The sequence below is a fragment of the Caballeronia temeraria genome (genome assembly GCF_001544795.2).
GTDB lineage: Bacteria > Pseudomonadota > Gammaproteobacteria > Burkholderiales > Burkholderiaceae > Caballeronia > Caballeronia temeraria.
The window spans coordinates 34,676-56,975 of sequence record NZ_FCOI02000041.1 but is presented as its reverse complement, the minus strand read 5'-3'; the positions used below and the strand labels follow the sequence as shown (position 1 = coordinate 56,975).

Annotated in this window: 17 protein-coding genes; 15 read left to right on the top strand and 2 right to left on the bottom strand. The window is 63.2% G+C overall.

What is annotated here, in order from left to right; all coding sequences use genetic code 11:
- Nucleotides 1-108: 108 nt before the first annotated feature.
- A complete protein-coding gene (locus AWB76_RS34200; protein WP_061164523.1) occupies nucleotides 109-1,299 on the bottom strand; it encodes a M20 aminoacylase family protein in 1,191 nt (396 codons plus the stop codon).
- 161 nt (nucleotides 1,300-1,460) lie between these two features.
- Here AWB76_RS34200 and AWB76_RS34195 point away from each other — a divergent pair, with 161 nt between their 5' ends.
- Both AWB76_RS34195 and AWB76_RS34190 read left to right on the top strand, forming a co-directional pair.
- Nucleotides 1,461-3,542 carry a molybdopterin-containing oxidoreductase family protein gene (locus tag AWB76_RS34195; RefSeq protein WP_061164522.1) on the top strand — a complete coding sequence of 694 codons (2,082 nt, stop codon included), beginning with the start codon at nucleotides 1,461-1,463 and terminating at the stop codon, nucleotides 3,540-3,542.
- A 128-nt stretch (nucleotides 3,543-3,670) separates the two neighbouring features.
- Nucleotides 3,671-5,344: a long-chain fatty acid--CoA ligase gene (locus AWB76_RS34190; protein WP_061164521.1), complete on the top strand. Its 1,674-nt coding sequence runs from the start codon at nucleotides 3,671-3,673 to the stop codon at nucleotides 5,342-5,344.
- Between the two features lie 142 nt (nucleotides 5,345-5,486).
- On the opposite strand, the gene AWB76_RS34185 is transcribed toward AWB76_RS34190, so the two are convergent.
- Nucleotides 5,487-6,662 (bottom strand): porin, encoded by a 1,176-nt coding sequence (locus AWB76_RS34185; RefSeq protein WP_061164520.1) that lies wholly within the window; start codon nucleotides 6,660-6,662, stop codon nucleotides 5,487-5,489.
- A 515-nt stretch (nucleotides 6,663-7,177) separates the two neighbouring features.
- Here AWB76_RS34185 and coq7 point away from each other — a divergent pair.
- The 13 genes from coq7 (at nucleotide 7,178) to AWB76_RS34120 (ending at nucleotide 22,272) form a co-directional block, all read left to right on the top strand.
- Nucleotides 7,178-7,834 (top strand): 2-polyprenyl-3-methyl-6-methoxy-1,4-benzoquinone monooxygenase, encoded by a 657-nt coding sequence (coq7, locus tag AWB76_RS34180; RefSeq protein WP_061164519.1) that lies wholly within the window; start codon nucleotides 7,178-7,180, stop codon nucleotides 7,832-7,834.
- 391 nt (nucleotides 7,835-8,225) lie between these two features.
- A complete protein-coding gene (gene mraZ / locus AWB76_RS34175; protein ID WP_008343002.1) occupies nucleotides 8,226-8,654 on the top strand; it encodes a division/cell wall cluster transcriptional repressor MraZ in 429 nt (142 codons plus the stop codon).
- Between the two features lie 28 nt (nucleotides 8,655-8,682).
- Complete coding sequence (rsmH, locus tag AWB76_RS34170) at nucleotides 8,683-9,624, top strand: 16S rRNA (cytosine(1402)-N(4))-methyltransferase RsmH (protein ID WP_096031390.1); 942 nt, start codon at nucleotides 8,683-8,685, stop codon at nucleotides 9,622-9,624.
- Entirely contained in the window at nucleotides 9,621-9,965 is a 345-nt protein-coding gene (gene ftsL, locus AWB76_RS34165; protein WP_061164517.1) for a cell division protein FtsL, read from the top strand. The genes rsmH and ftsL overlap by 4 nt, the downstream gene beginning before the upstream one ends.
- Entirely contained in the window at nucleotides 9,962-11,818 is a 1,857-nt protein-coding gene (locus AWB76_RS34160) for a peptidoglycan D,D-transpeptidase FtsI family protein (RefSeq protein WP_061164516.1), read from the top strand. Before ftsL ends, AWB76_RS34160 begins: the two co-directional genes overlap by 4 nt.
- Nucleotides 11,815-13,359 (top strand): UDP-N-acetylmuramoyl-L-alanyl-D-glutamate--2,6-diaminopimelate ligase, encoded by a 1,545-nt coding sequence (locus AWB76_RS34155; RefSeq protein WP_061164515.1) that lies wholly within the window; start codon nucleotides 11,815-11,817, stop codon nucleotides 13,357-13,359. Before AWB76_RS34160 ends, AWB76_RS34155 begins: the two co-directional genes overlap by 4 nt.
- Complete coding sequence (locus tag AWB76_RS34150) at nucleotides 13,356-14,786, top strand: UDP-N-acetylmuramoyl-tripeptide--D-alanyl-D-alanine ligase (RefSeq protein ID WP_061164514.1); 1,431 nt, start codon at nucleotides 13,356-13,358, stop codon at nucleotides 14,784-14,786. The genes AWB76_RS34155 and AWB76_RS34150 overlap by 4 nt, the downstream gene beginning before the upstream one ends.
- 23 nt (nucleotides 14,787-14,809) lie before the next feature.
- Nucleotides 14,810-15,979 carry a phospho-N-acetylmuramoyl-pentapeptide-transferase gene (gene mraY, locus AWB76_RS34145; RefSeq protein WP_061164513.1) on the top strand — a complete coding sequence of 390 codons (1,170 nt, stop codon included), beginning with the start codon at nucleotides 14,810-14,812 and terminating at the stop codon, nucleotides 15,977-15,979.
- Nucleotides 15,980-16,009: 30 nt separating this feature from the next.
- Entirely contained in the window at nucleotides 16,010-17,521 is a 1,512-nt protein-coding gene (murD, locus tag AWB76_RS34140) for a UDP-N-acetylmuramoyl-L-alanine--D-glutamate ligase (RefSeq protein ID WP_061164512.1), read from the top strand.
- Nucleotides 17,518-18,798 (top strand): putative lipid II flippase FtsW, encoded by a 1,281-nt coding sequence (gene ftsW / locus AWB76_RS34135; protein ID WP_061164511.1) that lies wholly within the window; start codon nucleotides 17,518-17,520, stop codon nucleotides 18,796-18,798. The genes murD and ftsW overlap by 4 nt, the downstream gene beginning before the upstream one ends.
- Nucleotides 18,795-19,913: an undecaprenyldiphospho-muramoylpentapeptide beta-N-acetylglucosaminyltransferase gene (gene murG / locus AWB76_RS34130; RefSeq protein ID WP_061164510.1), complete on the top strand. Its 1,119-nt coding sequence runs from the start codon at nucleotides 18,795-18,797 to the stop codon at nucleotides 19,911-19,913. The genes ftsW and murG overlap by 4 nt, the downstream gene beginning before the upstream one ends.
- Nucleotides 19,914-21,308: a UDP-N-acetylmuramate--L-alanine ligase gene (gene murC / locus AWB76_RS34125; protein ID WP_061164509.1), complete on the top strand. Its 1,395-nt coding sequence runs from the start codon at nucleotides 19,914-19,916 to the stop codon at nucleotides 21,306-21,308.
- A gap of 22 nt (nucleotides 21,309-21,330) precedes the next feature.
- Nucleotides 21,331-22,272, top strand: coding sequence for a D-alanine--D-alanine ligase (locus AWB76_RS34120; RefSeq protein WP_061164508.1), 942 nt, complete (start codon nucleotides 21,331-21,333; stop codon nucleotides 22,270-22,272).
- Nucleotides 22,273-22,300 lie beyond the last annotated feature (28 nt).

Sequence of the window (22,300 nt, the reverse complement as noted above, 5' to 3'; positions counted from 1 at the left end):
AGTAGGTAATCGTCAGGCTCCTTATGCCGTACGACAAAAACCCCACCCCGCAAAGGTGGGGTTTTTGCGTTGGGGCGTGCGATTTATATCAACAAAATCCGTCTCACATCAACGCGCAAGAAATCTCTCCACCAAACGTACCCAATACGACGATCCAATCGACAGCAAATCGTCGTTGAAGTCATAACTGGCGTTATGCAGCATGCAGGGCCCTGCGCCATGTCCTTGCTCCCGATGTCCGCCATCGCCGTTGCCGAGAAACGCATAGCACCCCGGCTTCTCGAGCAGCATGAACGAAAAGTCCTCGGCGCCCATCGTCGGTTCGACGGCGCTATCGACCTTATCTTTACCTACGACCTCCGCCATCACTTCCGCGGCAAATCTTGCCTCTTCGGGTGAATTGATCGTCGGCGGGTAGTTTCTGTGAAAGTGCACCTCGACCTCGCAGTCATACGCGGCAGCGGTCGCTTCGACAATTTTGCGCATGCGTGTCTCGATCAAATCGAGCGTCTCGACGGTAAAGGTGCGCACGGTCCCGCCGAGCCAGGCCTGATCCGGAACAACGTTCGCAGCTTGACCCGCGTGTATCTGTGTAATGGAAAGCACCGCCGTATCAATTGGCTTCTTGCTACGCGTGATGATGCTCTGCAGTCCGTTCGCAATCTGCACAGCCGTAAAAACCGGATCGCGTCCATTATGCGGCAAGGCGGCATGCGAACCGGTTCCGCGGATCGTGATGCGAAACTCATTGCTCGAGGCCATAATCGGCCCTTCGATCACGCCGAAGTGTCCGGCGGGAATGCCCGGCCAATTGTGAATGCCGAAAACGGCATCGACTGGAAATTGCCTGAAAAGCCCATCCTCGATCATGGCCTTCGCGCCGGCGCCGCCTTCCTCGGCCGGCTGGAAGATGAAGACGATCGTTCCGTCGAACTTGCCGTACTTCGCCAAATACTTTGCGGCCCCGAGCAGCATCGCGGTATGCCCATCGTGGCCGCAGGCGTGCATCCGGCCGTCGTTGGTCGATCGATGTCCGAACGTGTTCAATTCCTGGATCGGAAGCGCGTCCATATCCGCGCGCAAGCCGATCGAACGGCCGCCACTGCCGCGCTTCAGCACGCCGACAACGCCCGTCTTGCCCAATCCCCGATGCACCTCGATTCCCCAACCTTCGAGGCTCTCGGCCACCAGTTTCGCCGTACCGACCTCCTCATAGCGCAATTCGGGATGGGCATGGATCGTTCGTCGCAGCGTTTTGATTTCGTCGTGTGATGCTTCGATTTCTGGGATCAGATTCATTTGAACTGCTCTCACGTTTGAATTCGGATAGCGCGTATTGACCGCGCCTGGTCGTTCCATTCTACGCCGCCACTATTTGCGCCATCGGACGGTCGATCGCATAGCGGCCGTAATAGAATCCCGTCATCTGCCGCTTTTTACTTCGATTTACGGACTTTTCGATGAACGCTCCAGCCGAGTTTGCCCGAGCCGTATGCCCGCACGATTGCCCCGATACATGCGCGATGCGCGTCACGGTCGAAGACGGCAAAGCGGTCAAAGTGAGCGGCGAACCCGACCATCCGCCGACGCAAGGCGTGTTATGCACGAAGGTCACGCGATACGCCGAGCGCACGCATCACAAGGATCGCTTGCAAACGCCGCTGCGCCGGGTCGGCAAAAAGGGCGAGGGCCGATTCGAGCCGATAAGCTGGGACGACGCGTTGCGACTCGCCGCCGAGCGCCTGCAGCCGATAGCGAAACGCGCGCCCGAAGCCATCGTTCCTTATAGCTACGCGGGCACGATGGGTCTCGTACAAGGCGAAAGCATCGCGGCACGCTTCTTCAACGTGCTCGGGGCGTCGCGGCTCGAACGCACGATTTGCGCCGCGGCAGGCGCGGCCGGCCTGCGCTACACGTACGGCGCGAGCCTTGGCATGCATGCGGAGTTTTACGAAGAGAGCGAGCTGATTTTGATCTGGGGCGCGAACCCAATCGCGTCGAGCCTGCACTTCTGGACGCGCGCTCAGGAAGCGAAGCGCCGTGGCGCGAAGCTGATTGCAATCGATCCCTACAAATCGCTCACGGCGGAAAAGTGCCATCAGCATATTGCGCTTCGGCCGGGCACCGATGCCGCGCTGGCGCTCGGCATGATCGGCGTGCTGATTCGCGAGAGTTTCGTCGATCATGAATACGTGCGTGCGCATACCGTGGGCTTCGACGAACTCGCGGCGCGCGCGGCGCAGTATCCGCCATCGCGTGTCGCGCAGATTTGCGGTATTGACGAGAACGTGGTCGTCGAGCTCGCGCGGGCTTTCGCATCGACGAAGAAGGCTGCGATTCGCCTCAACTATGGCATGCAGCGCGTGCGCGGCGGCGGCAATGCCGTTCGCGCGATCGCGTGCTTGCCGTCGCTGACGGGAGCGTGGCGCGAGCGCGCCGGAGGGCTGCTGCTTTCGTCGTCCGGCTGGGCGCCGACCAATGGCAGCGCGCTCGAACGCCCCGATCTGCTTCCCGGCTGGCCTTCGAATATTCCGCGCGCGGTGAACATGAACGCGATCGGCGACGCATTGCTCCATCCGGGCGACGAAACGTTCGGCCCGAAGATCGAAGCGCTCATCGTCTACAACTCGAACCCCGTCGCGGTTGCGCCTGACTCGGCGAAGGTCGAGGCGGGCTTCGCGCGTGAGGATCTGTTCACGATCGTGCTCGAACACTTCCAGACAGATACGGCGGACTACGCGGACCTCATCTTCCCCGCGACGACGCAACTCGAGCATCTCGATGTCCACAAGTCCTACGGGCACACGTACGTGATGGCGAACCTGCCGGCGATCGAACCCGTCGGCGAAGCGCGCCCGAATACCGAAATATTCCGCGGCCTCGCGCGCGCGATGGGTCTCACCGAGCCGGCGCTTTTCGAGACCGACGAGCAGATCGCATCGAAGGCGTTCCGCTGGGACGACCGCACACTCGACGGCCAGAGCTGGGAGACGTTGAAGGCTTCCGGCTGGCTGAAGCTCGACATCGCCGAGGCGCCGTTGGCCGAGGGCGCGTTCCGCACGCCTTCCGGCAAGTGCGAGTTCTACAGCGAGCGACTGAAAAGCGAGGGCCTCGACCCGTTGCCGGATTACCTTCCGCCTTACGAATCGGCGGATGGCTCGCCGGAACTCGCCGCACGCTATCCGCTCGCGATGATCTCGCCGCCCGCGCGCAATTTTCTGAACAGCAGCTTCGTGAACATCGAGAGCCTGCGCGCCGCAGAGCGCGAACCGCATCTGGACATTCATCCCGCCGACGCAGAAGCCCGCGCCATCACCGACGGTGCGCTGGTACGTATCTTCAACGATCGCGGTTCGATGCAGGCCCGCGCGCGCGTGACGGAGCGAGCGCGTGAGGGCGTCGTCGTCGGTTTGTCGATCTGGTGGAAGAAGTTGTCGCCCGATGGCCGCAACGCCAATGAGGTGACCAGTCAGGCGTTGACCGACCTCGGGGGCTCGGCGACGTTTTACGATTGCCTCGTGGAAGTGGAGCCGATGCATTGACGCGCCTGGAAAGGGCAGACTCGAATGGGACTGGTGGAAGGCGTCTAACCCGATTGCCGGACACCTTCCGAAAAGCTAGGATTTCGTTTCCGCACGATCATTCTAAAATCATATAAAGGAGACGCCGTATGGAGAAACCCTGGCTGAAGTCTTACCCGGCCGGCGTGCCAGCGGAAATCGATGCATCGGCGTATCGGTCCGTTTCCGAGTTGCTCGAGGACAGTTTCCGCGCGAATCGCGATCGCCGCGCGTTCGTGTGCATGGGCCAGTCGATCACGTACGCCGAACTCGATGCGATGTCGAGAAAGCTGGCCGCGTGGTTCCAGAAGCGCGGGATGAAACCCGGCGCGCGCGTCGCGTTGATGATGCCGAACGTCCTGCAATATCCCATCGCGATTGCGGCGGTATTGCGCGCGGGTTATATCGTCGTCAACGTCAATCCGCTCTATACGCCGCGCGAACTCGAACATCAGCTCAAGGACAGCGGCGCGGAAGCCATCGTCATTCTGGAGAACTTCGCCGTCACGCTGCAGGCTGTGGTGCGGAACACGGGGATCAAGCACGTGGTCGTCGCGGCGATGGGCGATCTCATGGGAATGAAAGGGCTCGTGGTCAACTTCGTCGTGCGCCGTGTGAAGAAGATGGTGCCCGAGTGGAACCTGCCCGGCAGCATCCGCTTCAACGATGCGCTCAGCGAAGGCGGCCGCGGCACGCTCCAGCCCGTCGCGCAAAGTCCCGACGACGTCGCGTTTCTGCAGTACACCGGCGGCACGACGGGCGTCGCGAAAGGCGCGACGCTCACGCACCGCAATGTGATCGCGAACACGCTGCAGTCGGAAGTCTGGCTTGATCCGGCCCGCAAGCGCCGCCCCGACATCGATCAATTCGTTTGCGTGGTCGCGTTGCCGCTGTATCACATCTTCGCGCTGACGGTCTGCGGCATGCTCACGATCCGCACCGGCGGCCTGGGCGTGCTGATACCGAATCCGCGCGATATCGCCGGAACGATCAAGGAACTGAAGGGCATTCCCATCAACACGTTCCCGGCGGTCAACACGCTCTATAACGCGCTGCTGAATCATCCCGATTTCGGCAAGCTCGATTTCTCGAAGCTCATCGCGGCGAACGGCGGCGGCATGGCCGTGCAGGAAGCCGTCGCGAAGCGCTGGTTCGCGGCGACGGGCGTGCCGATCGTCGAGGGCTACGGTTTGTCCGAGACTTCGCCGTGCGTCACCTGCAATCCGGTGACCGCGACCGAGTACACGGGCACGATCGGCTTGCCGCTGCCGTCGACGGAAATCTCCATCCGCGACGACGACAACAACGAAGTGCCGCTCGGCCAGCCCGGCGAGATCTGCATTCGCGGTCCGCAGGTGATGGCGGGCTACTGGAATCGTCCCGACGAAACGGCGAAGGTGATGACCCAGGACGGCTTTTTCCGTTCGGGCGATGTCGGCGTGCTGGACGAGCGCGGCTACGTGAAGATCGTCGATCGCAAGAAGGACATGATTCTCGTCTCCGGCTTCAATGTGTATCCGAATGAAATCGAGGATGTCGTCGCGATGTTGCCCGGCGTGTTCGAAGTGGCCGCGGTGGGCGTGAAGGATCAGGCTTCCGGCGAGGCGGTGAAGCTCTTCATCGTGCGCAAGGATCAGAGCCTGACGGAAGCCGATGTCGTCGCGTACTGCAAGGAGCGGCTCACCGGTTACAAGCGCCCGCGCATGATCGAATTCCGCAATGAGCTGCCGAAGAGCAACGTCGGCAAGATTTTGCGGCGCGAACTGCGCGACGGCCGCGCGTAGCGTTCGCATCGTCTGAAATACAAGAAAAGCCTTCGTGTCGTGAGACGCGAAGGCTTTTTTGTTGGCAGCACACGACACGAACGCGACGAAAAAAAGGCGCCCGAAGGCGCCTTTCAGTGTGTACTGCTTTGTTACGACCTTATTAGAACTTGTGACGGATACCGACGACAGCGGCAACCTGGTTCGACGTCGACGACGGCGACAGACCGTTGATGTTGGCAACAGCCGTGCGGTTCGTCGAGTCCGTGCCGCTTGCGTGCTGATAGATACCGTCGATGTACACGTCCGTGCGCTTCGACAGGAAGTAGTCCGCGCCGAGCATGCCTTGGTGGTACTTGGCATCGGTCAGGCCGTAACCCTTCGTGTAGTCATATGCCACGCCCAACAGCAGGGCCGGGGTCAGCTGATACTTGAAGTTGATTTCGGCGTTGTGGAACTTGCCCGATCCGCCCGTGTAGCCAGCCGGGTTCAGGCCAGCGCCCGACTCGTTGTTCACGTCCTTGAACTGCGTGTTGCTATACGTTGCGCCGACGGTCGCTGCGCCGAACGTGTAAGCACCGCCAGCCGTGATGACTTGCTGCGTCTTGGCCGATGCGAAGCCCGAGTACACGCGGCTCGACATGTTCGAAGCCGAAGGCGTCGTCGTCGCGGTGCGGCTCGTTGCGTTGTTGCCGAAGAACGAGTAGTTCGGGTCCTTGACGTTCAAGTAGCCCGCGCCCAACTGCAGGGGACCTTGCGAGTAGCCGAGGCCAACCGACCAGATCTGGTTGCGGTTGAACTGGCCAGCCTGGCCGCCGAGGCTGTACAGGCCGCCGAACGTGAAGCCGGCGTAGTTCGCGCTCGTGTACTTGACCGCGTTGTTCACGCGATTCGAGTTGTTCATGTTGTCGACGTCGCCCGGGTGCGCGCCGAAGTACGATGCCCACTGGCTACCGACTTCGAATGCGCCCGTGAAGTCAACCACGGAGTCGTACTGGCGACCCAGCGTGACCGTGCCGTATTGCGCCGTCGACAGACCGACGTAAGCCTGACGGCCGAACATGTCGCCGCCTTGGCCCAGCTGGCCGTTGAACACGTTGAAGCCGTTTTCCAACACGAAGATGGCCTTCAGACCGCCACCGAGGTCTTCCGTGCCGCGCAGGCCCCAACGGCTACCTTGCAGGTTGCCGCTGTTCATTGCGTACAGCTTTTGGCCGTTGCTGTTGTTGTTGTAGGCGAAGCCGGCGTCGATGATGCCGTACAGCGTCACACTGCTCTGCGCATGGGCGGCGCCAGCAAAAGCGCCGAGTGCGGCGAGAGCGAGAAGCGACTTTTTCATTGATTGAATCTCCAAGGAGTGTTTGCGACTTTTGGCAAGGTCACTGTTCTTAGCGCCAGTGTGTTGACGGTCCCTGCCTGCTTCTTGACGAAGGTGAGACGTAATGTAACAAAGAGACTTTGGCGGACAAAGGAAAAGGGGATGGTCCGCCGGACTCATGTGACGTTTACGCAACAGGCGCTAAAATGTTGGTTTTGCAGGATTTTTGCGACCCGTGTTTGCCCTAATTACCAAAACAGATGCTTCATAAAGGGCAATTTCGGTCCGACGAGGCGTTCGAAAGTGCATCGACGGGCCTCTCGCGTGCCCCGTTCGCGATGCGTTCCGACCGCACCGGCCGGCAAGTTCCGCGATGCGCTCCGGCCCGCCGAAGCCGCTCCTGCCAAGCCCGCGCGGCCTCGCCGCCAGTCGATGTGCGCTAGAATTCGCGTTTTCGCCGGGTGCTTGTCCGGCCATCGGTTTGCATACCAGACCTGCGTCGACGAGTTGCGGACCATGAACAGAGAGGTGACACCATGACGCTCGATGAAGTCATCAGCGAGTTCGATCGAGGCTTGCGCTCGATGGCCGGCGTGAGCCGCATGTCGCGTCCGATTCCCGAATCGACGCTATCGGGATCAGACGCCACCAGCGACGTCCTCCCGGAGGAATCGCAACTCACGGAGAAGGAGCGCGCGCATTCTGCCGGTCTGATGCGCGTAAATCATGTCGGTGAGGTCTGCGCGCAGGCGCTTTATCAGGCGCAGAAGCTCGCCACCAGCTCGCCCGAGCTCAAGGCGAATTTCGAGCAGGCGGCTCGCGAAGAGGAAGACCATCTCGCATGGACGTCGACGCGGCTCAAGGACCTGGAGTCGCGGCCGAGCCTGCTGAATCCGTTGTGGTATGCCGGCGCGCTCGCGATTGGCTTCGTCGCGGGGCGCTTCGGCGATCGCGCGAGTCTCGGGTTCATGGCGGAAACCGAGCGCCAGGTGGAACAGCATCTCGACGGCCACATGAAGACCTTGCCCGCGAACGATCACGCATCGCGCGCGATCGTCGAGCAGATGCGTCTCGATGAAAGCGCGCACGCCGCCGCCGCGATCGGTGCGGGCGGAAGCGAAGTGCCGTTTCCGGTGCGCGCGCTGATGCGTGCGGCGTCCAAAGTGATGACCCGCACGGCGTACTACATATAGTGTGCTGAACGCCTCGACCGGCCGATTACGCGTCGAGCGAGGCATTGGCCGCCGAAATCGAAAATCAGACCATGATTCGGCTGTAAGAACCGTTACATTTCCCTCATTTCGCCTGCTCATTTCACGTACTACCTTCACATCCCGCACTAGCTCTCTAATTCATAACGGTTTTCTCTTTCTCCGTCACTTCAAGCTCCTGCGCTAAGTCCTTGTTCTAGCGAATAAAAAGCACTCGAAAAAAAGGTACGCGTCTTGACCGAGGAAATGCGTTCCTCTAAAGTGGGAGACAGTGTGAGAAAGTGGTCTTTTGTGTGATTCAGAGCCCATTTTCAAGCAAAACTGGGGAGAGCCGGGTGTCGTGGTGGACGCCCGAGAACGGGGAGAAGGGCGAGTGTTCCAAGGGGCGTCGGCGCTGACGCTCGATGCGAAAGGGCGGATGTCCGTCCCGTCTCGCTATCGCGAAGCGCTGCAAGGGCAGGCAGAAGGCCGGGTGACGCTCACGAAGAGCCCGGATGGATGCCTGTTGCTCTTTCCTCGTCCGGAGTGGGAAGTCTTTCGCGCCAAGGTCGCCGCGCTTCCTATGGAAGCCATGTGGTGGCGGCGCATCTTTCTCGGTAATGCAATGGATGTCGAACTCGACGGCAACGGGCGCGTGCTGGTCTCGCCCGAGCTGCGCGCTGCCGCGTCGCTGGAAAAGGAAGTGACGCTGCTCGGCATGGGCGCGCACTTCGAGCTGTGGGATTCGCAGACCTACGCGGCGAAGGAAGCGGCGGCCATGGCGCAGGGCATGCCCGACGCGCTGAAGAACTTCACTTTCTGACGCGGCGCTCAACAACATGGCTCCTGCGATGGGAAATGAATTGCAGCATCGCACGGTGCTGCTCAACGAAGCGGTAGACGGACTGATCACGCGCGCGGACGGCATCTATATAGATGGCACGTTCGGACGCGGCGGTCACAGCCGGGCGATTTTGCAGCGACTGGGCGATGCGGGGCGATTGATCGCGTTTGACAAGGATCCTCTCGCAATCGCCACGGCGCAACAGATTCAGGACTCGCGCTTTTCGATCGTGCATGACAGCTTCGCAGCGTTGCGCGACGCGGCGAGCGAGCGCGGGGTCGGGCGGGTGTCGGGCGTGTTGCTGGACCTTGGCGTGTCGTCGCCGCAGGTGGACGACCCGGAGCGCGGCTTCAGCTTCCGCGCAGAAGGTCCGCTCGACATGAGGATGGATCCGACTCGGGGCGAGTCGGCGGCTGAGTGGCTCGCGCGCGCCACGGTGCAGGAAATTACGGAGGTCATCAGAGATTATGGGGAAGAACGGTTTGCTTTTCAGATTGCAAAGGCGCTTGTTGCTCGCCGGGCAGAGTCCGACCGTCTTGGGCCTCTCGACAGCACGCGCGAGCTTGCCGAAATCGTGGGTCACGTCGTCAAAACCCGTGAAAAGGGCAAGGACCCGGCAACTCGCACCTTTCAGGCTATACGGATTCACGTCAATCAAGAGCTTGCGGAGCTGCAGGTAGTACTCGAATCGGCACTGGCATTGTTGGAGCAAGGGGGGCGGCTGGTCGTGATCAGCTTTCATTCACTCGAAGACCGGATCGTCAAGCGGTTCATGCAGGCGCACGCAAGCGCGCCGGCGGTGGACCGTCGTTTGCCGATCCGTGCGGTCGATCTTCCCAGCCCGCCGCTGCGCGTGGTCGGCCGCGTGTTTCCGAGTGATGCCGAAGTCGCCGACAACCCGCGCGCGCGGTCCGCGGTGATGCGTATCGCGGAGCGGATCGCGCCATGAATCGCCTCAATATCTTCCTGCTCATCGTCGTGCTTGGCTGCGCGCTGTCGGTCGTCAGCTCCACCAATCAGCAGCGGGAGATTTTCATCGACTTGCAGCGGGCGCAATCGCAGGAGCGTCAGCTGCAACAGGATTACGCGCAGTTGCAGTACCAGCAGAGCGCGTTGTCCAAGACATCGCGCATCGAGCAGTTGGCCACCAACTCACTGAAAATGCAGCCCGTGACGACCGGCCGAACGCAATATCTCACCTACGACACGGCCGCCAACAAGGCCGCCGACGCACCGATGCCGCCGCCGCTGCCGGCATCGGCGCCGCCTGCACGCGGAGCCAAGCGATGAAAAAATCCGCGAAGCAGAAAGACGTCGCTCACACGCCGAACCCGCTGCTCGCCGTGCGCCTGCCGATGTGGCGCTCGAAGTTCGTCGTGTTCCTGCTTTTCATGGCGTTCGTCGCGCTCGCCGGGCGCGCCTTCTGGATTCAGGGTCCGGGCAACGCGTTCTTCAAGAAACAGGGCGAGAGCCGCTATCAGCGCACGCTCGAAATGCCCGCGACGCGCGGCCAGATTCGCGACCGCAACGGCCTCGTGCTCGCAACGAGCCTGCCGGTGAAGGCCATCTGGGCGATTCCCGAAGCCGTGCCGAACGATCTCGGCGCGGACAAGTTCGCGCAGTTGTCCAAACTGCTCGACATGCCGGAAAAAGAGCTGCGCGCGAAGCTCTCGATGGACAAGACCTTCGTCTACGTGAAGCGCCAGGTGCCGCTCGAAGTCGCGCAGAAAGTCGCCGCGCTCGACATTCCGGGCATCTATTCGCGCGGCGAATACAAGCGCTTCTATCCGGAAGGCGAAATCACGGCGCACCTGATCGGCTTTACTAATATTGAAGACAAGGGACAGGAAGGCGTCGAACTCGGCGACCAGAGCGTCCTCGCGGGCACGCCGGGCATGCGTCGCGTCATCAAGGACCGCATGGGCCATATTGTCGAGGACGTCGACGAGCAGGTCGTGCCGCACAACGGCGCCGACGTCGAGCTCTCGATCGACAGCAAGATTCAGTACATCGCGTACGCGAACCTGAAGGCCGCCGTCGAGAAGACGAAGGCGAAAGCCGGCGCGGCCATGGTCATCGACGTGAAGACGGGCGAAGTGCTCGCGCTCGTCAACTATCCCACGTACAACCCGAACGACCGTTCGCGGATGACCGGCGAGCAGCTGCGCAACCGTATCCTCACGGACACGTTCGAGCCGGGCTCGATCATGAAGCCGTTCACCGTTTCGCTCGCGCTCGATCTGCATCGCGTGACGCCGAATACGCTCGTCGAAACGGGCGGCGGCGTGTTTGTGCTCGACGGCGCGCGCATTACGGACGATTCCGGCTTCGGCACGCTCACCGTCGGCGGTGTGATTCAGAAGTCGAGCAATATCGGTGCGACCAAAATTGCGATGCAATTGCGTCCTGAAGAAATGTGGAACATGTACACGAGCATCGGTCTGGGACAGGCGCCGAAGGTTGGCTTCCCGGGCGCGGTGACCGGGCGGCTGCGGCCCTGGAAGAGCTGGCGGCGCATCGAGCAGGCGACCATGTCGTACGGCTACGGTCTGTCGGTCTCGCTGTTCCAGCTCGGACGCGCGTACACGGCGATCGCGAACGACGGCAAGATTCTGCCTGTCTCGATTTTCCGTACGGCGGGCGATCAGCCGCCGGTCGGTCAGCAAGTGTTTTCGCCGACCACGGCGCGTGAAGTGCGCGCGATGCTCGAAACCGTCGTGTCGAAGGGCGGCACGTCGCCGGATGCGGCGGTGGCGGGCTATCGCGTCGGCGGCAAGTCGGGCACGGCGTACAAGCACGGCGGCCACGGCTACGATCACTCGAAGTACCGTGCATCGTTCGTCGGCATGGCGCCGATGCCCAATCCGCGCATCGTCGTGGCGGTATCGGTCGATGAACCGACGGTCGGCAGCCACTTCGGCGGTCAGGTGTCGGGTCCGGTGTTCTCGGGCATCGTCGGCGATACCTTGCGCGCGCTCAATGTGCCGCCCGACATGCCGGTCAAGCAGATGGTCGTGACGGACGATTCGAACTCCGCCGCCCAACCCGCCGCGCAGCAGCCGGCGAACACGAACAGCGCGAACACCGCGAAAAAAGTCGCGGTGTCGAGCAATACGAAGACGCACCCGGGAGTCGTGCGATGAGCGCGCAAGCCCGACAGAGCAAGATGCAAAAGGACGTTTCACAAGCCGTTCAATGGCTGCGCGCCCACGTGCAGCCCGAGGCGCAACTACACGCCGACACGCGCTCGCTCAAAAGCGGCGACGTGTTTCTCGCCTATGCGGTCGACGGCGCGGACAACCGCCCGTATCTCGACGCCGCGCTCGCGGCGGGTGCGGGCGCGGCCCTGTACCAGCCGGAGAATTTCGCAGGCAAGCCGGATGCGTCGAAAACGCTCGCCGTGAAAGCGCTGAACGAGCTCGCGGGTCCGATCGCGTCCGCGTGGTACGGCGAGCCGACCGCGTCGATGCTCACTGTCGGCGTGACGGGCACGAACGGCAAGACCTCGTGCAGCCAGTGGATCGCGACGGCGCTGAGCGCGCTCGGCCGTCCGTGCGCGATCGTCGGCACGCTCGGCATCGGCATGCCGGGCAAGCTCGTGCACAGCGGCTTCACCACGCCCGACGCGCCGCAGTTGCAGCGCAGCCTCGCGCAACTCAAAGCGCAAGGCGCGGAAGGCGTCGCGATGGAAGTGTCGTCGCACGCGCTGCATCAGGGGCGCGTGAATGGCGTCGATTTCGACATCGCCATCTTCACGAATCTCACGCAGGATCATCTCGATTATCACGGCACGTTCGACGCCTACGAGGCGGCGAAGGCGCGTCTCTTCGCGTGGCCGTCGCTGAAGACGGCGATCGTCAATCGCGATGACGCGGCCGGTCAGCGTCTGATCGAATCGCTGCGCGGCAAGGTGCGCACGATTGCATACGGCGTCGACATGCCCGCCGATGCCGTGCCCAGCGCCGACGCGATGCTGCTCGCGAGTCAAGTGCGCGCGACGGCGACCGGCACCGCGTTTCATTTGTCGTCGGACTGGGGCGAAGCCGATGTCGAAGTCGGCACGCTCGGCACGTTCAACGTGAGCAATCTGCTTTCCGTGCTCGGCGTGCTGCTCGAAGTCGGCGTGCCGTTCGACGCCGCCATCGCGCGCATTCAGAAACTCGAATCGGTCAACGGCCGCATGGAGCGACTCGGCGGACGTCTTCAGAGCGACGAACCGCTCGTCGTGATCGATTACGCGCACACGCCCGACGCACTCGACAAGACGCTTGCCGCGCTGCGCCCGATCGCGCAGGCGCGCGGCGGCGAGCTCGTCTGCATGTTCGGCTGCGGCGGCGACCGCGATGCGACGAAGCGTCCGCTGATGGGCGAAATCGCCGAACGTCTCGCGGATCAGGTCGTCATCACGAGCGACAACCCGCGCAGCGAAGATCCCAATTCGATCATCGATCAGATCGCGACGGGCATGAAGCACGCCGCGAATGCGCGCCGCGTCGAAGACCGCGCGAGCGCAATCCTGCAGGCGATCCGCTCGGCGGCGCGCGAAGATGTCGTCGTACTCGCCGGAAAAGGACACGAAGCCACGCAGGAAATCATGGGCAAGAAACGCGCTTTCTCGGATCAGGATCACGCGCGCCTCGCGCTTGCCGCACGCGCCACGCAACAGCGCGGAGGTGGCGAATGACGATGTTCACGCTGGCTCAAGCCGCCGCGACGATTCCCGGCGCCGCCATCAAGGGCGAAGCGGATATCGGCATCGAACGCGTCGTCACGGACAGCCGTGGCGTGCAGGCCGGTGACCTGTTCGTCGCGGTGAAGGGCGATCGCTTCGATGCGCATGATTTCCTGGATCAGGTTGCGAAGAGCGGCGCGGCTGCGGCGCTCGTGTCACGCGACCCGAGCAACTCCGATGCCTGGCCCCTTCCTGTCATCAAGGTAAAGGACACGCGCGCGGCGCTCGGTGCGCTGGCGCACGGCTGGCGCAAGCGCTTCACGATGCCGCTCGTCGCGGTCACGGGCAGCAACGGAAAGACCACTGTCAAGGAAATGATCGCGTCGATCTTCGCGGCTGCGGTCGGCGAAGAAGCGCGTCTCGCGACGGCCGGCAACTTCAATAACGACATCGGTTTGCCGCTCACGCTGTTCCGTCTGAACGCGTCGCACAAGCTCGCGGTCGTCGAACTCGGCATGAATCATCCGGGCGAAACCGAAGTGCTCGGCAAGATCGCCGCGCCCGATGTTGCCGTTGTCAACAACGCGCAGCGCGAGCATCAGGAATTCATGGCGACGGTCGAAGCGGTCGCGCTCGAACACGCATCGGTCATTCATGCGCTCGGCGAGACCGGCACCGCCGTGTTTCCCGCCGACGACCAATACGCCGTCTTCTGGCGCACCGCCGCGACGGACAACGCGATCATCGACTTCGCGCTGACCGGCGATGCATCGAAGGCCGCCGTCACCGGCACGCTCGAAGGGACGACGGTACGCATGCGCACGCCGCAAGGCGCGCTCGATATCGCGCTGAACGTGCTCGGCGAACACAACGCGCGCAACGCGTTGGCGGCGACTTCGGCGGCGCTCGCCGCAGGCGTTTCGCTCGATGCGATCAAACGCGGCCTCGAAGCGTTCCAGCCTGTAAAGGGCCGCTTGCAGGTGAAGCGCGCGATCCTCGGCGCGCTCGCCGGCGCAACCGTCATCGACGACACGTACAACTCGAATCCCGATTCGATGCGCGCCGCGATCGACGTGCTCGCATCGCAGGCATCGCCGCGCGTGCTCGTGATGGGCGACATGGGCGAAGTCGGCGAGGAAGGTCCGGCGTTTCATCGCGAAGTCGGCGCGTATGCGGCCGAGCGCGGCATCGATGCGCTGTTCGCGCTCGGCGCTGCCAGTGCCGATTCCGTGAACGCATTCAACGCGGCAGCATCGAAGCAATCCGCGCAGCATTTCGCCGACGTAAGCACGATGCTCGGCGCACTCGAACACGCAGGCTACGGCAGCAAGGCTACGTATCTCGCAAAAGGCTCGCGCTTCATGAAGATGGAGCGTGTGGTGGACGCCTTGACGAGTCCACAACAACCCGCGGCGGGCAATACGCCCGCTGCTCATTGATTCACTGAAAGAGAAGGACCAGCATGCTACTCGCACTCGCGCAATGGCTTCAGAATGACGCCAGCTTTATGCGCGTGTTCACCTATATTACGTTCCGCGCCGTGGGTGCCACGGCGACGGCGCTTTTGATCGGCCTCGTCTGCGGCCCGTGGGTCATCCGCAAGCTGACCGCGCTCAAGGTCGGTCAGGCCGTGCGCAAGGACGGTCCGCAGACGCACCTCGTCAAGTCCGGCACGCCGACGATGGGCGGCGTGCTGATCCTGATCGGCATCGCCATTTCCACGTTGCTGTGGGCTGATCTCACGAACCGCTTCGTGTGGATCGTGATGCTCGTCACGTTCGGTTATGGCGTGATCGGCTGGGTGGACGACTATCGCAAGGTCGTGCACAAGGATCCGCGCGGCATGTCGTCGCGCGAAAAGTATTTCTGGCAATCGGTGATCGGCCTGTTCGCGGCGGTATATCTCGCGTTTTCCGTGTCCGAAGCGAACAACGCGCGCGTGTTCGATCTCTTCATGGCATGGGTTCGCAGCGGCCTCTCGATGGGCCTTCCCGCGCGCGCCGACCTGATGCTGCCGTTCCTCAAGTCGATCACGTATCCGCTCGGCGTGTGGGGCTTCATCGCGATGACGTACTTCGTGATCGTCGGGTCGAGCAACGCGGTGAACCTCACCGACGGCCTCGACGGTCTCGTCATCATGCCCGTCGTGCTCGTGGGCGCGTCGCTCGGCGCGTTCGCCTACGTGATGGGTTCGTCGGTCTATTCGAAGTACTTGCTGTTCCCGCACATTCCCGGCGCGGGCGAACTGCTGATTTTCTGTTCCGCCATGGGCGGCGCGGGCCTCGCGTTCCTCTGGTACAACACGCACCCCGCGCAGGTCTTCATGGGCGATGTCGGCGCGCTCGCGCTCGGCGGCGCGCTCGGCACGATCGCGGTCATCGTCCGTCAGGAAGTCGTGCTGTTCATCATGGGCGGCGTGTTCGTCGCGGAAACGCTCTCCGTGATGCTGCAGGTCTTCTGGTTCAAGTTCACCAAGCGCCGTTACGGCGAGGGTCGACGTTTCTTCAAGATGGCGCCGCTGCATCACCACTACGAGTTGTCCGGCTGGACCGAGACGCAAGTGGTGGTGCGCTTCTGGATCATCACGTTGATGTTGTGCCTGTTCGGTCTGTCGACGTTGAAATTGCGTTGATTCATTCAAGTTTCAGTAAAAGGTAAAGCGATGTTTGGCGAGAAGTTTGTCGGTCGGCAAAGTCCGATGGTGCTCGTGCTGGGACTGGGTGAATCCGGTCTCGCGATGGCGCGCTGGTGCGCCAGGCACGGTTGCCGCCTGCGGATTGCCGACACGCGGGAAACGCCGCCGAATCTCTCCGAGCTCGCGATCCACAAGATCGACGCGGATTTCGTCGGCGGCGCATTCACGCCCGCTCTGCTCGATGGCGGCATCGAACTCGTCGCGATCAGCCCGGGACTTTCGCCGCTCGCGGACGACCTTGCGCCGCTGATCGCCGCGGCGAACGAACGCGGCATTCCCGTCTGGGGCGAACTCGAACTCTTCGCGCAGGCGCTCGCCGGGCTCGGCGCGAACGGTTACGCGCCGAAGGTCATCGCGATCACCGGCACGAACGGCAAGACCACGACGACCGCGCTCACCGGCCTCCTGTGCGAGCGCGCGGGCAAGTCGGTCGCGGTCGCGGGCAACATCAGCCCGGCAATGCTCGACAAGCTCACCGACGCCATCGACCAGACCGCGCTGCCGGATGTCTGGGTGCTCGAACTGTCGAGCTTCCAGCTCGAGACCGCGCACACCTTTACGCCGGACGCCGCCGCGGTGCTGAACATCACGCAGGATCATCTCGACTGGCACGGCGGTCTCGACGCCTACGCCGCCGCGAAGGGCCGCATCTTCGGTCCGACCACGACGCGCGTGCTGAACCGCGACGACAACCGCGTGATGAAGCTCGCGGCGAACGTCGCGCAACATCGCGTCGTGACGTTCGGCCTGAACGAACCGCTGACGGTCGGCGACTACGGTTTGCTGCGCGACAACGGCATGTTGTGGCTGGTTGCCGGCGTCGATCAGGACGCATCCACGGAGCCGGTGACCTCGCGTCGCCGCAAGAAGGACGAAGCCGAGCCGAACCTCGTTTCCAAGCGCCTCATGCCCGTCGATGCGCTGCGCATTCGCGGCCTGCACAACGCGGCGAACGCGCTCGCCGCGCTGGCTTTGGCACGCGCGATCGATCTGCCGCTCGCGGCGCTGCTGCATGGCCTGCGCGAATATCGCGGCGAGCCGCATCGCGTCGAAGTGATCGCGCAGATCGACGGCGTCGATTATGTCGATGACAGCAAGGGCACGAATGTCGGCGCAACGGTCGCCGCGCTCGACGGCCTTGCGCAACGCGTCGTGCTGATCGCTGGCGGCGACGGCAAGGGCCAGGATTTTTCGCCGCTCGAAGCGCCGGTCGCACGCTGGGCGCGCGCGGTCATGCTGATCGGCCGCGACGCGCAACGCATCCGCGAAACGCTGGCATCGACGGGCGTCGCGCTCGAAGACCACGCGACGCTCGAAGCCGCGACGAACGCTGCCGCGCGTATCGCGGAAGCCGGCGACGCCGTGCTGCTTTCGCCCGCCTGCGCGAGCCTCGACATGTTCAAGAACTACGCACATCGCGCCGACGTGTTTCGCGGTGCGGTCGAAGAAATCGCCGCCGCGCGAGGAGTCATGCTATGAGCTGGTCGGAACGCTTCGGATCGAAACTCACCGGACAGCGCAACGCCATGCCGGGCGACTCGCTCGCGGGTCGCTCGAATTCCGGCACGCGCGGCAGCGGCATTTCGAGCGCGGTCAACGGCGTGCGTCCCGCGCGCTCGCGGATGCTCGACTACGACTATTCGCTGTTGTGGGTGATGATCTCGCTGCTCGGCCTCGGCATCGTGATGGTGTACTCGGCGTCGATCGCCATGCCCGATTCGCCCAAGTACGCGAGCTACCGCGACTATCACTTCCTCGTGCGTCACCTGATCTCGGTCGCGACGGCGCTCGTCGGCGCAACCATCGCGTTCAAGATTCCGATCAAGATCTGGGAGAAGTACGCGCCGAAGCTCTTTCTCATCGCGCTGGTGATGCTGATCATCGTGCTGATTCCGCACGTCGGCAAAGGCGTAAACGGCGCGCGCCGCTGGATTCCGCTCGGCATCACGAACATGCAGCCGTCGGAAATCATGAAGCTCGCGGTGACCATCTACGCCGCGAACTACACCGTGCGCAAGCAGGAATTCATGCACAGCTTCGGTAAAGGCTTTTTGCCGATGGCCGTCGCGGTCGGCTTCGTCGGCGCGCTGCTGCTGCTCGAACCGGACATGGGCGCGTTCATGGTGATCGCCGCGATCGCGATGGGCGTGCTGTTCCTCGGCGGCGTCAACGGCAAGCTGTTCGGCGGCCTCGTGCTGACGGCAGTCGGCACATTCACGATGCTCGTGTGGTTGTCGCCGTGGCGTCGCGAGCGGATCTTCGCTTACCTCGATCCGTGGGATGACCGTTACGCGCAGGGCAAGGCGTATCAGTTGACGCACTCGCTGATCGCGTTCGGGCGCGGCGAATGGTTCGGCGTGGGCCTGGGCGGCAGCGTCGAGAAGCTCAACTATCTGCCGGAAGCGCATACCGACTTCATTCTCGCGGTGATCGGCGAGGAGCTCGGTTTCGTCGGCGTGATCTGCGTGATTCTGCTGTTCTACTGGATCGTGCGCCGCGCGTTCGAGATCGGCCGTCAGGCGCTCGCGCTCGATCGCACGTTCGCCGGTCTGATGGCGAAGGGCGTCGGCATCTGGTTCGGCGCGCAGACCTTCATCAACATGGGCGTGAACCTCGGTCTTCTGCCGACCAAGGGTCTCACGCTGCCGCTCGTGTCGTACGGCGGCTCGGGCATTCTGCTGAACTGCGTCGCGCTGGCGGTGTTGCTGCGCGTGGATTATGAAAATCGTGTCTTGATGCGCGGAGGCAAGGTATGACCGCGCAACGCGACCGCACCTTGATGGTGATGGCGGGCGGCACCGGGGGCCACGTGTTCCCGGGGCTCGCGGTCGCGCACTGGATGCAGGCGCATGGCTGGCGCGTGGTGTGGCTCGGCAACGCGAGCGGCATGGAAGCGACGCTCGTGCCGAAGCACGGCATTCCGATGGAATACGTGCGCTTCGGCGGCGTGCGCGGCAAGGGCATCAAGACCAAGCTGATGCTGCCGGTGAATCTGCTGCGCGCGTGTTCGCAAAGCCTCGCCGCGTTGCGTCGCGTGAAGCCGGACGTCGTGCTCGGCATGGGCGGCTACATCACGTTTCCGGCGGGCGTCATGACGAAGCTCGCGGGCTGCCCGCTCGTGCTGCACGAACAGAATTCGATCGCGGGACTCGCGAACAAGGTGCTCGCGCATCTCGCGAAGCGCGTGCTCGTCGCGTTCCCCAATGCTCTGCCGAATGCCGAATGGACCGGTAATCCGATCCGTGCGGAACTAACGAGCGCATTGCCACCCAAAGAACGCTACGCCGCGCGTTCGGGACGCCTGAACGTGCTCGTCGTCGGAGGCAGTCTCGGTGCCGCCGCGCTCAACGAAACCGTGCCCAAAGCGCTCGCGATGCTCGCACCGGACGAGCGTCCGCGCATCGTGCATCAGGCGGGCGCGAAGCACATCGAAGCACTGGAAGCGAACTACGCGGCCGCGGGCCTCTCTCGTGGAGACGACCTGCGGCTCGTGCCGTTCATCGAGGACATGGCGGGCGCATATGCATCGGCGGATCTCGTCATCTGCCGGTCGGGCGCAATGACAGTCTCCGAGATCGCCGCGGTCGGCGTGGCGGCGCTCTTCGTGCCGTTCCCGTTCGCCGTCGACGATCACCAGACGACCAACGGCGCGTTCCTCGCGAAGAACGGCGCCGCTGAACTGATACAACAACGCGATTTGTCGGCGCAGAAACTCGCCGACTGGTTACGCGCACAGACGCGCGCATCGCTCGCTGAAATGGCCGAGCGCTCGCGCGCGCTGGCGAAACCGGACGCGACCGAACGGGTCGCGAGTGTTTGCGCCGACGTAGCCGGCGCGCGTTTCGACGCGCAAGCTCGGGAGGCACATTAAATGAAACATATCGTCAAACATATTCACTTCGTCGGGATCGGCGGCGCGGGCATGAGCGGCATCGCCGAAGTGCTGCTGAATCTCGGCTATCACGTGAGCGGCTCGGACCTCTCGAACGGCGCGGTCACGGAGCGTCTGCGTGCGCTCGGCGCGCGCGTCGAGATCGGCCATCACGAGCAGAACATCGAAGGCGCGAATGCGGTCGTCGTGTCGACGGCCGTGCGCCCCGACAATCCCGAAGTGCTCGCCGCGCGCCATCGTCGCGTGCCTATCGTGCCGCGCGCCGTCATGCTCGCGGAACTCATGCGCCTGAAGCAGGGCATCGCGATCGCCGGCACGCACGGCAAGACCACGACGACTTCGCTCGTCGCGAGCGTGCTTGCGGCGGGCGGGCTCGATCCGACTTTCGTGATCGGCGGGCGCCTGAACAGCGCGGGTGCGAACGCGCGTCTGGGCACGGGCGACTTCATCGTCGCGGAAGCCGATGAATCCGACGCGTCGTTCCTCAATCTCTTCCCGGTGATCGAAGTCATCACGAACATCGACGCCGATCACATGGACACCTACGGCCACGACTTCGCGCGGCTCAAGCAGGCGTTCATCGAGTTCACGCATCGCTTGCCGTTCTACGGCATCGCCGTGCTGTGCGTCGACGATCCGAACGTGCGCGAAATCCTGCCGTTCGTGTCGAAGCCGATCATCCGCTACGGTCTCGGCGCCGAAGCGCAGGTGCGCGCGGTGAACGTCGAGGCGAGAAACGGCCGCATGCATTTCACGACGCTGCGCGAAGACGCGCCGTCGCTCGACATCGTGCTGAACCTGCCGGGCACGCACAACGTACAGAATGCGCTCGCGGCCATTGCAATCGCGACTGAACTTGAAGTCGCCGATGCCGATATCCAGCGTGCGCTCGCCGAATTCAACGGCGTGGGCCGGCGCTTCCAGCGTTACGGCGAAGTGAACACGAACAACGGCGAAGGCGCGTACACGCTGATCGACGACTACGGGCATCACCCGGTCGAAATGGCCGCGACGATCGCGGCGGCGCGCGGTGCATTCCCCGACCGGCGTCTCGTGCTCGCGTTCCAGCCGCATCGCTACACGCGCACGCGCGATTGCTTCGAGGACTTCGTGAAAGTGCTGTCGACGGTCGATGCCCTCGTGCTCACCGATGTCTACGCAGCCGGCGAAGCGCCCATCGTGGCCGCCGACGGCCGCGCGCTGGCACGGGCGATTCGCGTCGCGGGCAAGGTCGAGCCGGTATTCGTGGAGACGATCGACGAAGTGCCCGACGCGGTGACGACCATCGCGCGCAACGGCGACGTGGTGATCGCAATGGGCGCGGGTTCCATCGGCGGCGTATGCGGGAAGCTGGCTAAACCCCAGCCTCAGTAAGAGCAAGAACATGAGTAATCAAGTGAATCAAATCGATCCGAAAGTCTTCGGCAAAGTCGCGGTCCTGCTCGGTGGAAATTCCGCCGAGCGCGAGGTGTCGCTCAATTCCGGGCGCCTCGTGCTCGAAGGTCTGCGCGACGCAGGCATCGACGCGCATGCGTTCGATCCGGCGCGGCATCCGCTTTCGGATCTGAAGGCGCAAGGCTTCGTGCGCGCGTTCATCGCGCTGCATGGCGGCTACGGCGAAAACGGGCAGTTGCAAGGCGCGCTGGATTTTTACGGCATCCGTTACACGGGCAGCGGCGTGCTCGGCTCGGCGCTCGGCATGGACAAGCTGCGCACGAAGCTCGTGTGGCAGCAGACCGGCATTCCTACGCCGCCGTTCGAAACGGTCTTTCGCGGGGAAGACTACGCGGCGCGCGCGCAGGAGATCATCGCGAAGCTCGGGCTGCCGCTCTTCGTGAAGCCGGCGAGCGAAGGATCGAGCGTTGCCGTCATCAAGGTGAAGAGTGCGGAAGCGCTCGTGCCCGCGCTCGTGGAAGCGGTGAATTACGACAAGATCGTGATCGTCGAGAAGAGTATCGAGGGCGGCGGCGAGTTCACGTGCTGCATCGCGGGCGATCTCGATCTTCCGGTCATCAAGATCGTGCCGGCGGGCGAGTTTTACGACTATCACGCGAAGTACGTCGCCGACGACACGCAGTATCTGATTCCGTGTGGCCTGACCGAAGCCGAAGAAACGCGCATGAAGCAGCTCACCAAGCGCGCCTTCGAGATTCTCGGCTGCACCGACTGGGGCCGCGCGGATTTCATGCTCGACTCGGACGGCAACCCGTACTTCCTCGAAGTGAATACGGCGCCCGGCATGACGGATCACTCGCTGCCACCGAAAGCGGCGCGCGCGGTCGGCATCAGCTACAAGGATCTCGTCGTGAAGGTGCTGTCGCTCACGCTGAAGAATTAGGTCGATCACACTCAGGACACGAACAAGC